This is a genomic window from Kitasatospora sp. NPDC001095 (assembly GCF_053598615.1).
This window is the reverse complement of record NZ_JBSFKQ010000002.1, coordinates 281784-296123: the sequence shown is the minus strand read 5'-3', so window position 1 is coordinate 296123 and position 14340 is coordinate 281784. Positions and strand designations below refer to the sequence as shown.

The following is a 14340-nucleotide window of genomic DNA, read 5'->3' as shown; positions in this document are numbered from 1 at the left end:
CGGTTGTACGAGGACGCAGCAGGCGTCCCGACCAGCAGGGGGGACCAGATGACCGAGAACCAGACCGTCCAGCAGAAGTCCGTTCGCCGCAACCGGGTCACCGCCGCGGCCTGCTTCGCCGCCGCACTGATCACGGTCAGCGTCGTCGGCACCCAGTCGGCCACCGCCGACGGGGCCGCGCACAAGCCCGCCCACCCGGCCGCGGTCGCGGTCGCCGCGCCCGGACTCGGCTCCGCCGCCCTCGTCCAGAGCGAGGACTTCCGGCAGGGCCTGAACCCGGTCGCCGCGACCGTTTCGCTGACCGGACGCGAGGGGCTGTCCGCGTGCTCCGGCGAGGAGACGATGCGCGACCTGACCAAGGGCACGGCCACCGGGTACGCCTCCGTGGCCTGGACCTTCGACACCCCCGGCCGACTGACCGAGTCGGCCGCGAGCGCCCCCACCGGGACCGCGGCCGCCACCTGGGAGAACCAGCTCGTCGCGCTCGTCCAGGACTGCCAGGACGAGCCCGCCGGCCACTGGTACTACGGCGCGGCCCACACCCTGACCGTCACCGGCGGCAACGCCCACTGGTACATGGCCTACAACGGCGACGGCACCGTCAGCGGCGGGGCCGCCGTCCTGCGCAGCGGCACCAGGGTCGCCGTCGTCGATCTCACCGGCCGGCCCACCGACGCCCCGGCCTACGTCGAGGGCATCGTCACCGCGGCACTGAACCGCCTCAACTCCTGAACGGCGGCCCCGCTCCGCCCGCGCCGGCGGGCGGAGCGGGGCCCGAACATCGAAGCCGCTCACCCGCCCGGGTCCCCCGGGCCCCGGTCCGCCGGAACGACGGAGGGCGGGCGGGTCCGTGGTGTCCACGCGCGGACGCGCTTGGCACCCCGGTCAGCCCCGGCCGCTCGCGAAGGGGTCGACGTTGAGGTCGCCGCAGACGTTGAGGGTGCCGTTGTCGACGCCGCCGGTCACGGCCACCTGCACCTGCTGGGTGGTGTTCGGCAGGATGATCGAGACCTTGGAGCCGGTCACCGAGCACACGTGACGGCCGGCGGAGGTGGCCTGGCCGTTCACGTCGCTGTAGAGAAGATCCGCGGTGGCCTGGGCTCCCGGGGCGAGCGTCACCGGGGTGTTCGGGCCGCCGTCGTGACGCACGGCGTCGATCGGGGAGGACTTGCCCTGGTCGTCGGCGAGTTGAACGCCGGGGAAGCCGCTGAGGGTGCAGCTGCGCCCGGAGGTGTTGACCGCCCGGATGATCGCCGTGGCGGGCTGCTGCTCGGAGGCGCGGGCGGTGGGGCCGGTCACGCTGAGCTTCACGTCGGCGGCGGTGCAGCTCTTGGAGCCCGCGGCGGTGCCGGAACCGCCGGAAGCGCCGGAACCGCTTCCCGTCGTCGAACTCCCCGCGCCCGAGGTCGCGCCGGCGCCCGAACTCGCCGCGGCCGTCTTTCCGGACGCGACCGGGGCCGGCGCCGAGGGCGCGGAGCCCGCCACCGAGGGCGCGGAGCCCGCCGCCTCCGAACCGGTGCCGGGCCCGTCGCAGGCGGTCAGCGCGAGGCCGGCGGTCAGGGCAACGGCGGCGGTGGCGATCAGGCGTGCTGCGGTGCGCATGTGTGTTTCCCCCCAGGGCAGGGCTTCCCTGCCGTATCCGTGTCACTCGTATTCGTAAACCTTCCACACCAGTTGTATCGGTCGGAGATCCACAGCTCCATGCCTCGACTGTCACAGCCGCGCCACAGCGGTGAGGCGGCGGAGCGTGCGCGCGGTGGAGGCCCGGTGAACACGGGAATCGGCGCGGTACGGCACTACGGGTGCGGGCGGGTGCGCTGGGCGGGGAGGGACGGGGCCGAGGTGTTCCGGGCGAGTTCGGCGAGGGTGTGGAAGAGGACGTCGCCGAGCAGGACCGGGTCGCGCGAGGCGTCGGGGGCCCGCGGGTCCTGGGCGTCGGGGCGGGCGGTCGGGGGCGGCTGGTCGCGGAGCTGGCGTGCGGGCATGGCTCTTCCTGCCGACGGGGTGGCCGTGGGCAGTCATGCCCGCCGTGGCCGGACGGGCACCCGGGGGGCGGGCGGATCGGCCGGAAACGGCGCATGAAGGGCTTGATCACGGTCGGGGCGGGCGGCGGCCGCGGGCACGGGCCGGTGACCCGTCCGCGCCGATGGGCGAAGATGGACCGGTGACCGCACCCCGTACCGCACCCCGCCTCATCGCCACCGACCTGGACGGCACCCTGCTCTGCGCCGGTGGCACCGTCACCGACCGCACCGCCGCGGCCCTGGCGGCGGCCGAGGCGGCCGGGGTGCAGGTGGTGTTCGTGACCGGGCGGCCGCCGCGCTGGATGCAGCAGGTGAGCCCGCACATCGGCGGCCACGGGGTGGCGATCTGCTCGAACGGCGGCGCGGTGGTGGACGTGCGGCGCGGCGAGCTGCTGGAGACCTTCCCGCTGCCGGTGGAGACCACCCTGGCGGTGGTCGAGGCGCTGCGGGCCAAACTGCCGGGCACCGCGTTCGCCTTCGAGTACCCGGGCGGCTGGGCCCGCGAGGCCGGGTACGCGGTGCCGATGTGGGGAGACCAGCTGGAGCTCGAGGTCGGGACGGCGGAGGAGCTGCTGGGGGCCGGCGGGCCGGTCCGGGGCCTGTTCAAGCTGCTGGCCAAGCACCCGGACCTCGAGCCGGACAAGTTCCTCGCCGAGGCCAGGGACGGGGCCGGGCACCTGGCCGAGATCACCCGCTCGGCGGCGATCCCGCTGCTGGAGATCAGCGCGCCCGGCGTCACCAAGGCCAGCACGCTGGCCCGCTGGTGCGCCGGGCGCGGGATCGACCGGAGCGAGGTGGTGGCCTTCGGCGACATGCCGAACGACCTGGAGATGCTGGCCTGGGCCGGCACCGCGTACGCCGTCGCCAACGCGCACCCGCAGGTGCTGGCGGCGGTGCCGCTGCACACCGTGAGCAACGAGCAAGACGGCGTCGCGGCGGTGCTGGAGCAGCTCCTCGGCCAGTAGGAGCCGCCCCAGCCGAAGCACCCCAGCCGAAGCGGCCCAGCCGAAGCGGCCCGGCCGAACCGGCCTAGCCGAAGCGGCCGTTGACGTAGTCCGAGGTCCGCTGGTCGGCCGGGCTGCCGAAGATCTGCCCGGTCGGCCCGGCCTCGACGATCCGCCCCGGGGTGTCGTGGGTGGCCAGGAAGAACGCGCAGGTCTGCGAAACGCGCTGGGCCTGCTGCATGTTGTGGGTGACGATCACGATGGTGAGCCGCCCGCGCAGCTCCGCGATGGTCTCCTCGACCCGTCGGGTGGAGGTCGGGTCGAGCGCGGAGCACGGCTCGTCCATCAGCAGGATGTCCGGCGAGACGGCCAACGACCGCGCGATGCACAGGCGTTGCTGCTGGCCGCCGGAGAGCGCCCCGCCCGGGGTGTGCAGCCGGGTGGACACCTCGTCCCAGAGCCCGGCCCGGCGCAGGCTGGTCTCCACCAGGTGCCGGCGCTCCTCCTTGGACACCTTGATCCCGGCCAGCTTGAGCCCGCTGGAGACGTTGTCCTGGATGGACATCGCCGGGAACGGGTTGGGCCGCTGGAACACCATGCCGATCCGGCGCCGCACCTCGGCGGGCCGGCGGCCGGGCCGGTAGACGTCGTCGCCCTCCAGCAGCACCTCGCCGGAGAGGGCGGCGCCGCGCACCATCTCGTGCATCCGGTTGAGGATCCGCAGGTAGGTGGACTTGCCGCAGCCGGACGGGCCGATCAGCGCGGTGACCTCGCCGGCCGGCATCGCCAGCGAGACCCGCTCCAGCACCTTGCGGCTGCCGAACCAGGCGGAGACGTCCCTGGTCTCCAGCCCGGCGAGCGGCTCCCCGTCGGCGTGGGCCCCGGCGTGGGCCCCGGCGTGCTCCCGGCCGGCGTGCGGGGCGGGGGCGACCGGGGGGAGGGTGATGGTGTCGGCGACCGGGTCGGTCGCCTGGGTGTCGGTCAGTGGTGCGTCGGTCATCGGAACGGTCCTCCGGGCGCGCGTCAGTAGAGGTTGGGCAGCAGGGCGGCGGCGTTCTCGTAGACCGCCCAGAGCAGCGCGCCGACCACCGGCGCGAAGCTCAGGTACGCGGCCGAGCGCCGCCAGTACCGGGCCAGCACCAGGGCACCGGCCAGCGCGCCGAGCAGGCCGAGCGACCACAGCTGGAGCGTGGCCAGCGCGCCCTTGTCCGCGGCCAGCGCCTTGTCGTACGGGACGGTCGCGGGCCGGCCGCCGGGGTTCTGCTGCGGGTCGCCGTCGAGCCGGGCGCCGATCAGCACGGTGGAGCCGGGGATCCAGTCGGAGTCGCCGGTGACCAGCACCAGCCGGTTGCGGGCCTGGTCGACGACCGGGTGGTCGCCGTCGCCGTACGCGTTGACGGTGTAGGTGAACCTGCCCTGGCCGGTGGTGGCTTCGATCTTGTCGCCGACCCGCAGCCTGGACAGCGCGGCGAACGGTGCGCCGAAGGTGGCGCCGCGGCCGAAGACCACGGCGACCCCGCGCTGGCCGGGCAGCGCGGTGTCCCGGCGGTGGCCGGGGCCGCGCATCAGGTCCCGGCCGGTGGTGCCCTCGACCACCACGGCCTGATGCAGGCCGATCGCCGGGATGTCCAGCAGCGCCACCGGGGCGCCGTCGGCGGCCGCGCCGGTCGGGGCGACCGCCCGGGCCAGCTGATCGCGGAAGGTCTTGTACGCGGCGGCCTGGTAGTGCTTCTCCTGGATGTGCGACAGCGTGAACAGGTACCCGACGAAGCCGAGCACCAGCGCGGCGGCCAGGCTGACCGCCCAGGCGCCCTGGAGGAACCGCCGCCGCCCCGGGGAGACGGCGGTCCGGTCCGGGACGACGGTCCCGGCGGGAGCGGCGGGCGCGGCGGGCACGGCCGGCCGCGCCGGGGTGCCCTGCTCGGCCGCCGCCTTCTCCAGCACCGGGGCCGTCACGAGGCACCGCCCGAGCCGTTGCGGCGGCGCAGCAGCCGGCGGCCGAGCAGCGGCGGGACGAGCACCACGGCGAGCAGTTCCAGCGCGGTGAGGGAGGTCAGCATCCAGTCCTCGGGCTTGCCGCTGACCTCGACCACGGTGGCCGCCACCTCGGTGGCGGAGCCGCCGCGGCCGCGGGCGACCACCTGGCCGGTCTGCGGGTCGACCACGTCCCCGGTGCCGTCGCCGGCGCCGGGCGCGTTCGGGTCGCCGGCACCGCCGGCCGCGTTCGGGTCGCCGGCACCGCCGGCCGCGTTCGGGTCACCGGCGCCGCCGGCCCCGGCTCCGCCCGTACCGCCCCCGGCGCCACCGGACCCGCCGGTGGCGCCGGAACCGCCCGCCGCACCACCGGTGCCGCCGGCCGCGCCGCCGGAGCCGCCCGCGCCCGAACCGGTCTTGACCGGCTGGCCGTTCTGCACGGTGCAGTCGATCGGGGCGCCGGCCTTGTCGCAGGGGCTCGGCATCGGGGCGTTCTTGAGGACGGTCAGCTCGCCGGCCGAGTTGAAGGTCGGGTTGGCGCAGTTGGAGAGGGTGTCCGGGTCGACCGGGCTGGCGTTGCCGGGGATGGACTTGGTCTGCAGCAGACCGCCCTTGACCAGGCCGCGCGGGATCGGCGAGTAGCCCAGGTCGTCCGCCTTGCCCTGGCCGTCGCAGAGCACGTAGGCGAGGAACCGGCTGAGCGCGGAGCCCTTGTCGTTGTTGAAGCGCGGCGGCGGGGGCGCCGAGGCTCCGGCGCGCGGCACGATCAGGTAGCTGTAGCTGGAGATCGGGTAGGCGCGCGGGTCGTTCATGGTGTAGACGCCGTCGAGGTTCTGCTGCAGGTAGTTCGGGTCGTTCGCCGGGGTGCCGTCGTCCACGCCGCGGATCCTGGCGGCGGTGAGCGCGACGGCGACGTTGGAGGCGGTCGGCAGCGAGTAGTAGCCGGCCGCGTTGAGCACCTTCACGACCGGCCAGTTGCTGCGCTTGGCGAAGGCGTACTCGTCGTAGCCGATGGTGCCGACGTTGCCCGGGGACTTGATGTAGCCGGCCACCACGTCGGAGCCGTTCTGCGCGACCATCCGGCCGGACGGCGGGAAGAACTCGGTGTAGTCGCCGCAGCTCACCCCGTTGACGGAGGAGCAGTAGGCGTCCCACTGGTCCTTGTGGGTGTGCTCCATCCAGCGGGTGAACTGCGCGGTGGCGCCGGAGCCGTCGGAGCGGATCACCGGGGTGATCGGCAGGCTGGGCAGCGCCTTGCCGTAGTCGTTGGTGACCTTCGGGTCGTTCCAGTTGGTGATCTTGCCGGTGAAGATGTCCACGATGGTCTGCGGGGAGAGCCGCAGGTCGCGGACCTGCTTGCCGCCGACCACCAGGTTGTACATGAAGGTGGTGCCGCCCGCGGTGATCGGCACGTAGGAGTAGCCGTAGACCGGGTTCTCCCGGTCACCGCCGCCGTTGGCGTGGCCGGCCTGCCCGAGGCCGGTGTCCGGCGAGGAGCGGAACGGCACGTCGGAGGCCGTGAAGTCGTCCTGCCCGATCGCCCACTGGGTGCGGCCGGCGGCCGAGCCGACCGGGTTGAAGTTGATCTGGATGCCCTGTGGGGAGACGTCCTGCCGCCACTGGTCGATGGCAGGGCCGGCCCAGCTGGAGCCGTCCGCGCTCAGCGAGACGGAGGCCGCGGATGCCGGGGTCTGCCCCAGCAGCGGGGAGGCGGCGGCGAGCATCAGGGACATCGTCCCCGCCAGCAGCCGGGCCACGGAGCGACTGAGGCCCCTGGACATGTGAACTCCTCTGGTACGGAGGGTGGTTGGTCTGGTCATCACTGCCGTTCCCGCGGCTGGAGGGCGTACGGGCGGGCGACGGCGCCCAGGGCGGCCGCCTCCGTGCGGCGGGCCTCCCGGCTGATCCGGCGCTTCTGGGCCCGGGTCAGCTGCCCGGGCCGACGGCCGCCGAGCACGCGGGCGGTCACGAAGAGGATCAGCACGACGCCCATCAGGGTCAGGCCGGCCGCGAAGCCGCGCGCGATCATGCCGTCGTACGGCTGCTTGACGTAGTTCCAGATGTAGAGCGGCAGCGAGACCTGGTGGCCCTCGAAGGGGTTGCCGTTGAACTGCGAGGTGAAGCCGGAGGTGAGCAGCACCGGCGAGGTCTCGCCGACGCCGCGCGCCATGCCGAGGACCACCGCGGTCACCAGACCGGGCCGGGCGGTGGGCAGCACCACGTTCCACACCGTGCGCCACTGGCTGCCGCCGAGCGCGTACGAGGCCTCGCGCAGGGTGCCGGGCACCAGGCGGATGACCACCTCGGCGGCCCGGGTGACGATCGGCATCATCATGACCGTGAGCGCGAGCGAGGCGGCGAAGCCGCTCTTCTCGAAGCCGAAGGTGATGATCACGACGCCGAGGATGAACAGGCCGGCCACGATGGACGGCAGCGCCGTCATCGCCTCGACCAGGGTGCGCACCGGGCGGGCCATCCGGCCGCCGACCTCGGACATGAAGACGGCCGCCGCGATGCCCAGCGGAACGGCGAACAGCGTTGCCAGGCCGAGCTGTTCGAGCGAACCGACGATCGCGTTGAGCGCGCCGCCGGAGGTCAGCCCGTCGAGCGGACCGGTGTGCTCCATCGACTCGGTGAAGAAGTTGAGGTGCTGGGCCGCCTCCCAGCCGCGGCCGGCGACGTAGCCGATCTGGTCGGCGATCAGTGCGACCACCAGCAGCCCGGAGCTCCATGCGACCACGGAGACCAGCCGGTCCCGCACCATCATCGGGTGCCACTGGAGCCGGCCGAGCAGGTAGTAGCCGGCCAGGAAGAGCAGGTACCAGCAGATCAGGAAGCCGAAGGCCCCGCTGAACGGCAGCACCCGCTCGTACAGCACCCAGTCCAGCGCGAGCGAGCCGGCCGTCGCGCCCGCCACGGTGAGGACGTCGTCGCGGGTGACGCCGCCGATCCGGAGCTTCTTCTCGGGGCCCGGGGCCCCGGTCGCGGCGGCCTCCGCGGGCGCGGGCTCACCGGCGGGCCCGGGCACCGCGACCGGGGGCAGGTCGAGCGTGGTCATCGGTTGGTCCCTTCACGGTTCGGGTGGCGGCGTGCCCTGCGGGCGGCTCTGGGGTCCGTCATGCTCAGTCCGCCGTCGAGGCGCCGGAGCGCGAGCGGTTGATGACGACCCCGGCCAGCACGTTGACCAGCAGGGTGAGCGCGAACAGCACCAGGCCCGCGGCCATCAGCGCGGAGAGCGACAGCGCGTCCGACTCGCCGAAGCGCAGCGCGATCAGCGCGGAGATCGAGTTGGCGCCGTTCTCCAGGATGTGGGTGATGGCCTTGAAGCTCGGCGAGATGATCAGCGCGACGGCGATGGTCTCGCCCATCGCCCGGCCGAAGCCCAGCATCACCGCGCCGATGACGCCGCCCTTGCCGAAGGGCAGCACCACGGTGCGGACCATTCCCCAGCGGGTGGAGCCGAGCGCGTACGCGCCCTCCCGCTCGCCCTGCGGGGCCTGGGAGAAGACCTCCCGGCTGAGCGAGGTGACGATCGGGATGATCATCAGGGAGACCACCACGCCGGCGATGAAGGTCGAGGAGGTGTAGGAGGTGCCGATGTCACCGATCCGCACCTTGAGGAAGGGGATGTACTCCCCCAGGTGGTTGGCCATCCAGCGGACGAACCCGATGATCCGCGGCTGGAGGAAGAACAGGCCCCACAGGCCGTAGACGATGCTGGGGATCGCCGCCATCAGGTCGACCAGCGAGATCAGCGCGGCCCGCAGGCGCACCGGCGCGTACTCGGAGATGAAGATCGCGGTGCCGAGGGCCACCGGGACGGCGATGACCAGCGCGATGACCGCGATCAGCAGGCCGTTGGGCAGGACGGCGGCGATGCCGAAGTTGTGGGCGGCGGTCTGCCACTTCTGCTCGGTCAGGAAGGACCAGCCGACCGCGCGCAGCGCGTCGGTGCCGCGGAGGATCAGGAAGAAGGCGATCAGCCCCATGATCGCGAAGACCGAGAGGCCGGCCAGCCGCAGCACGCCGCGGAACACCCGGTCGCCGGGGGTCGCGGGGGCGGTGATGGCGCGGGGGCTGTCCTGGTCGGGCCCGTGCTCGGGTCGGCCTGGCGACCCGGCGTACGGTGCCGCAGGCTCGGCGGCGGATGTCATGTGTGCTCTCCGTACTCGGGAACGGGCGTGCTCGGTGAGGGTCCGGGCGTGCTCGGTGAGGGTCCGGGGCGCTGCCTCGGTGGTCGGGGAAGCGCTCGGCGGGGCCGGAACGGCGGCCCCGCCGAACGCGGTTTCCTACTTGCGGCGCAGCCGCGACCACTGGGTGCGGACGCCCGCCAGGGCCTTCGCCCCGGCCGGGGTGCCGCCGAGGAACAGCGCGGCCGGTCCGCCGACCAGCAGCACCAGGCCGGCGATCAGCGCGACGGGCAGCAGCAGCCGGGCGGTGCCGGGGCGGTCGGGCACCGGGGTGCCGACGGGGGCCGCGGCGATCGCGTTGCCGGAGGGGGCGGCGGTCGCGCCGGGCTTGCCGCCGGCCGCACCGGTACCGGTGGTGCCGGCCGCACCGGTGCCGGTGGTGCCGGCCGCACCGGTGCCGGTGCCACCGGTGCCGGTCGAGCCGCCGGTGGAACCGAAGCCGGTGCCACCGGAGTTGCCGTCCGCGGAGGTGCCGCCGGTGCCGGAGGCGCTCACCGGGCTACTGCCCTCGCCAGTTCCGGAGCCCGAGCCGCCGTTGCCGCTCTCCGGGGTGCCCGGCTCGGGCTTCCCGGCCGGTGGGGCGGTCTGGTTGCCGGGCAGCTTGCCGTCCTGGGCCTCGACGTGCTGCACGGCCTGCTCGGCCTGCTGCCGCTGGGCGTTGTTCAGCGCGAGGAAGCCCTGGGCGAGCCGGCCGGGCGCGATGCCGTAGGTCTGTCCGGTGGTGGTGACGGTCTTGAGGAACCGGGCGATCACGGCCGCCTTCGCGGCGGGGACGCCGCCGGTCGGGACCATCGCGTACTGGACGTAGCTCAGCGGGTACGCCCGCTGGTCACGGGTGAACGCGGTGTCGGGCGTGCCGTACGGCAGCTGCTGGACCCCGGTCGTGGGGTCCGTCGGCATGTCGGCGACGGCCGCCTGGAAGCCGGCCGTGGAGGGCGTCACGTAGGAGCCGGCCGGGTTGAGCAGCGCGGCCTCGGGCAGCGAGAACGCCTTGGCCTGGGCCGTGTCCATGATGGCGAGCATCATGCGCTGGCCGGGCTGCTGCACGGCGCAGGCGTCGTGGCCGCCATTGGCGTTGAAGGTCGGCAGCTGGCAGTTCGGCCGGTTCTGCACCTGGTTGCGGGCGACCCGGGAGAGGCCCTCGGTGGAGGGCACCCACTCGTACTGCTTCCAGTGCGCCGTGTCCGCGCCCTCCTGCGGCGTGCTCGACCCGGACTGGTCCTGCGGCTGGAAGGCCTCGGACGGGTAGCCGCTGAACCTGGGCTTCAGATAGAAGCTGTCGACGTGCATGCCCCACTGGTCCGGCTCGCCGTCGAGGAACCGGGCGGCGTCCGGGTCGGCCGCGACCCACGAGGTCAGCAGGTAGGTGAAGTCTGTCGTGCCGCCGGGGACGCCGGGGAAGATCGTCAGGGCGCCGCCGCAGTTGGTGGGCCAGTGGACCCCGTTCTCGGCCGTCTCCGGGTTCAGCTGCTTGAACTCGGGGTCGGTGAAGAGGCAGACCGGGTTGCCGTCCACGGAGGCGATGTCGGCACCGGGCGACGCGTAGGACTGGGTCAGCAGCTTGGCGACCAGCCGCGCGTTCAGCCGCATGTCCCTGATCTGCCGGCCGTTCGTCGGGTCGTCGACCAGGAACGTGACGGAGATGCCGGTCGTCGCCAGCGGGGCGTAGACGTAGGGGCGCGGCGGCGGTGACGTGTCCGACCGTGCCGTCAGCGCCACGTCGGTGCTGGCGGCGCCGCCCAGGAAGGCCGCCCGGGCCTGCGGCTCACCGCCGGCCGGGATGTAGCCCACGGTCATCGGGGACTCGCCCAGGCACAGGCCCGAACGCCACTGCTGCATCGCCCGGTTGGCCATTTCGAGGCCCGCGACACCGAAGTCCTGGGCGCTCGCGACGCAGGAGTCCGGGGTGGGCGCGAAGGAGAGCGGGACCACCGTGCGGTGGAGCCAGGCGCACTGCTCACTGGTGCGGTTCTTGGTCTTCGAGTTGATCCGGCCGGGCTTCATGACGCCGTCGGAGGCGGCGTTGTAGAACCGGTCCCGGTCCATCCGGTGGTCGTTGCAGTCCGCCTTGCCGCCCCGGATGTTGTAGAGGTCCGTCGGGTCGCCGCCGTAGTTCGGCTCGACCACGATCGAGCAGGGGTGGGTGGCGTCGCAGCCGAGCGACGGGCTCTCCTTGGAGCTCCACACCTCGATGGCGGCGGTTCCGGACCCGTCCGGTCCGGTCGGCGCCAGCACCATGTTGGTGGGGAAGTCCGGCGTCTCGGTGTGCACGGGCCGGGCCGGCTGCTCGAATCCCAGACCGCGGTCACCGCCGTAGAGGGTGCTGCCGTAGCAGTCCGTCACGGCGGGGTCGAGCCCGCGGCACTGGTAGACCCGCACCGTGTACAGGTTGAAGGTCGAGTTCACGGGCGTGCTCGTCACCGGACCACCGGTCTGGGTGATGCTCGGCGTGAAGCCGCTCCAGGAGACCTGGAGGACCTGGTTGGTCAGGTTGGTCGTCTGGGAGACCGTCACACTGCCCTCGTCGCCGTACGTCCCGCCGGCCGGGATCCAGACCTTCGGACCGGTCACGGTCGTCGAGGAGTCGGCGTGAGCCTGCGGCGCCGCGCCCAACCCGATCGGAATGACGGCGAGCGCCGCCACCACCGCCTTGGCGAGGGCCAGGGCCGGCAGTCGACGGCGCCACCTTCCCCGACCTCTTCGGTCGGGTACGCGGGTTCTCATGCGGGGCCTCCGGGAGATGCGGGCCGCCGAGGGAGGCGGCGCGAGGGCGTCGGATCGCGCTGGGGACGGACGATTCCGTGCGTACTATTCGGCCAGCCGGACATGGCGGGATCCGGTCGGCCAGGTGTACGAGACCACAACGCGGCGACTCCGTACCGGAGTTGGAAGGTCCGCATGCGGGCGGGCCCGCGCCGAGGCGCGGGCCCGCCGGACTGCGGCGACGCGGTGCCCCGATCAGGCGGCCGGGGTGAAGGTCAGCGCCAGCGAGCCCACCTTCTGGCCACCCGTGAAGTACGTGGTGCCGAGGGTGGTGTCCAGGTAGTTCGCACCGGCCGGGTCCACCTGGAAGCTGTCGGACTTCAGGTTCTGGACGGCACCGTTGCGGTTGATCACGTTGCTGCGCGGGTCCAGCAGCGGCACCGGGGTGTCCGAGCCGTTCGGGACGCCGGTGAAGTAGCCCTTGGAGACCGAGAAGTCGATCTGCTTGAAGGTCACGCTCTTGCCGGTCTTGAGGTTCAGGAACAGCAGGCCGCCGCCGAACTGCACGTGGCCGTAGAAGGACGGGATGTTCGCGGCGCCACCGGTGACCGGGAGCGTCACGGTGAGACCGGTGGCCGGGTCGGCGTTCGGGTCGGCCGGCTGCAGCGGGATGACCAGGACGCCGTTCAGCGCGGCGTTCGTCAGGAAGTCCAGGTCGGCGGTGATCACGGCCTGGCCGCCGGCGGGGGTGGGGGTGGTGTCGGCGACGGCCGCCCCGCTCGCGGCGGTCACGGCGAGGACGACGGCGGCACCGGTCGAGGCCAGGCGGGCACTGATGCGGGACATGCCGAACTCCTTGGGAGAGGGAGAGGGAGAGGGGTCGTGCGGTTCGAAGAAGCTCATGCGTGGGTGACACCGCCGCAGGCGGGCACGGCCGGCCGGACGCGGGCTCGGGCGGCCGGCGGCCGCAGGGGGCGGAGGGCCCCTGCGGCCGCCGGGATGGTGCGGGGTGGGTCAGGAGGTGGTGACGCTGCCGCAGCCGAAGTCGAGCGGCAGGAAGCCGAAGCTCTTGATGTCGGCGGTGCCGTTGGTGCAGAACCAGCCACCGTCACCGAAGATGCCGCGCAGGGTGGCGGCGCGGGTGGTGTCGACCGCGGGGGCCCAGTCGTCCTTGCGGAAGACGTTGTAGACCACGCGGCCGTACAGGGTGTCGGCGTAGTTGCTGTTGATGACCTTGTTGGTGGTGTCCACCGGGCCGCCGACGACGCCGTCGATGTTGCGGATGGTCAGCGGGCCCTGGACGTCGGCGCCGCTGCCCTTGCCGAAGTACACCTGGCCGATGTAGTGGGCGACGGAGTAGGGGACCACCGCGTTGACGTCGTTCAGCAGGGCGTCGCTGCCCTGGTTCTCCTGGACGCTGCTGTTGACGCAGGCGCCCGGGGTCAGGGCGGTGACGCCACCGTTGATGGCGGTCAGGAAGAAGGAGCGGGTGCCGGAACCGGTCTGCGGCAGGAAGGGCTTGATCGTGGCGTTCGGGAGGGACGCGTTGATCTGGTTCCACTTGGTGACGGTGCAGGTGTAGATGTCCTTCAGGTTCGCCGTGGTGAGGTTCGCCGGCGCGTTGCCACCGCTCTTGGCGGCCCAGGCCACCGCGTCCTTCGCCAGGGCGACGAAGTTGTCGGTGGTCGGGTCGGTCGCGACCGGGCCGCGGGAGGAGCGGGCGAAGTCCACGGTGGCGTTGGTGTTGGCGTTCAGCGCGTTGATGCCGGCGCCGGAGCCGTTCGGGCGGGTGATCGCGGTGGCACCGGTCTTGGTGGTGATGGTGCCGGTGGGGATCGCGTCCCAGCTGTAGACGCGCGGGGCGGTGGAGCTGGTCAGCGACGCGTTGTAGTCGGTGGCGAGCTGGTTCAGGAGCGCCTGGGTCGTGTCGGAGCCGACACCGACGAAGTCGATGGCGCGGGGGGTGACACCGGCGGCCGGGTCGGCGACGGCGGTGCCGCCGGCGACGGTCGCGACGGAGGTCGCCAGCGCGGCGACGGTGAGCAGCTTGGCAGCGGTCTTGCGCATGTTCCTCTTCCTCCGGGGGAGAGACGTACATCGCGTGAACCCGTACTCCGTCCGGGAGTTCGGGGCCGTGTGGCCGCGTCCGCTGCGGCCTCGCCGGCAGTGCCGATCCTGTCCGGCGGGGAGGTTCCGCCGGAAGAGAGGTCGACTCCGGCCGGGAATGTCGACTCATCGGTTCGGCGAGGTTTAGTCACTGGTCAGCGCGCACGTGACAGGGGCACCACCTGGCCTCGAAACCCGGTCGACGTTCTTCTGCAGGAGGCTGCTCGGGGTGTTGCCGGAAACCTCCCCTTCACCGGAACAGCACGCGGGGAGATCCGATGCGGGGGAATCGCTTCCGGCACCGCGCCGCCCGGCGGCCGCCTCCGGGAACGCTTCAGGCAACGCCTCCGGGGCGCTTCCGGGAACGCCTCCGGGAACACTGACATGACGGTCCGTCGA

Annotated in this window: 12 protein-coding genes; 2 read left to right on the top strand and 10 right to left on the bottom strand. The window is 73.0% G+C overall.

The annotated features are described in order from the left end of the window. The first annotated feature begins 48 nt into the window (after window positions 1–48). Complete coding sequence (locus ACWDBB_RS03205) at window positions 49–732, top strand: hypothetical protein (protein ID WP_449787974.1); 684 nt, start codon at window positions 49–51, stop codon at window positions 730–732. Between the two features lie 153 nt (window positions 733–885). Here the strand turns inward: ACWDBB_RS03205 and ACWDBB_RS03200 are convergent, their stop codons facing one another. Both ACWDBB_RS03200 and ACWDBB_RS03195 read right to left on the bottom strand, forming a co-directional pair. Continuing rightward, window positions 886–1602, bottom strand: a complete 717-nt coding sequence (locus ACWDBB_RS03200; RefSeq protein WP_449787973.1) for a DUF4232 domain-containing protein — start codon at window positions 1600–1602, stop codon at window positions 886–888. A 194-nt stretch (window positions 1603–1796) separates the two neighbouring features. Then, window positions 1797–1985, bottom strand: coding sequence for a hypothetical protein (locus tag ACWDBB_RS03195; RefSeq protein WP_449787972.1), 189 nt, complete (start codon window positions 1983–1985; stop codon window positions 1797–1799). A 161-nt stretch (window positions 1986–2146) separates the two neighbouring features. Between ACWDBB_RS03195 and ACWDBB_RS03190 the strand changes: the two genes are divergently transcribed. Beyond that, window positions 2147–2989, top strand: coding sequence for an HAD family hydrolase (locus tag ACWDBB_RS03190; RefSeq protein ID WP_449787971.1), 843 nt, complete (start codon window positions 2147–2149; stop codon window positions 2987–2989). 64 nt (window positions 2990–3053) lie between these two features. Here the strand turns inward: ACWDBB_RS03190 and ACWDBB_RS03185 are convergent, their stop codons facing one another. The 8 genes from ACWDBB_RS03185 to ACWDBB_RS03150 all read right to left on the bottom strand — a co-directional run bounded on the left by ACWDBB_RS03185 (window position 3054) and on the right by ACWDBB_RS03150 (window position 13902). Next, window positions 3054–3968 (bottom strand): phosphate ABC transporter ATP-binding protein, encoded by a 915-nt coding sequence (locus ACWDBB_RS03185; protein ID WP_449787970.1) that lies wholly within the window; start codon window positions 3966–3968, stop codon window positions 3054–3056. Window positions 3969–3991: 23 nt separating this feature from the next. After that, window positions 3992–4924, bottom strand: coding sequence for a sortase (locus ACWDBB_RS03180; RefSeq protein ID WP_449787969.1), 933 nt, complete (start codon window positions 4922–4924; stop codon window positions 3992–3994). Then, complete coding sequence (locus ACWDBB_RS03175; protein ID WP_449787968.1) at window positions 4921–6723, bottom strand: substrate-binding domain-containing protein; 1803 nt, start codon at window positions 6721–6723, stop codon at window positions 4921–4923. Before ACWDBB_RS03175 ends, ACWDBB_RS03180 begins: the two co-directional genes overlap by 4 nt. 38 nt (window positions 6724–6761) lie before the next feature. Continuing rightward, a complete protein-coding gene (pstA, locus tag ACWDBB_RS03170) occupies window positions 6762–8000 on the bottom strand; it encodes a phosphate ABC transporter permease PstA (RefSeq protein ID WP_449787967.1) in 1239 nt (412 codons plus the stop codon). 64 nt (window positions 8001–8064) lie between these two features. Beyond that, a complete protein-coding gene (gene pstC, locus ACWDBB_RS03165; protein ID WP_449787966.1) occupies window positions 8065–9096 on the bottom strand; it encodes a phosphate ABC transporter permease subunit PstC in 1032 nt (343 codons plus the stop codon). Between the two features lie 135 nt (window positions 9097–9231). Continuing rightward, a complete protein-coding gene (locus ACWDBB_RS03160) occupies window positions 9232–11856 on the bottom strand; it encodes a hypothetical protein (protein ID WP_449787965.1) in 2625 nt (874 codons plus the stop codon). A gap of 234 nt (window positions 11857–12090) precedes the next feature. Then, window positions 12091–12681: a hypothetical protein gene (locus ACWDBB_RS03155; protein WP_449787964.1), complete on the bottom strand. Its 591-nt coding sequence runs from the start codon at window positions 12679–12681 to the stop codon at window positions 12091–12093. 168 nt (window positions 12682–12849) lie between these two features. After that, window positions 12850–13902 (bottom strand): PstS family phosphate ABC transporter substrate-binding protein, encoded by a 1053-nt coding sequence (locus ACWDBB_RS03150; protein ID WP_449787963.1) that lies wholly within the window; start codon window positions 13900–13902, stop codon window positions 12850–12852. Between the last annotated feature and the right edge of the window lie 438 nt (window positions 13903–14340).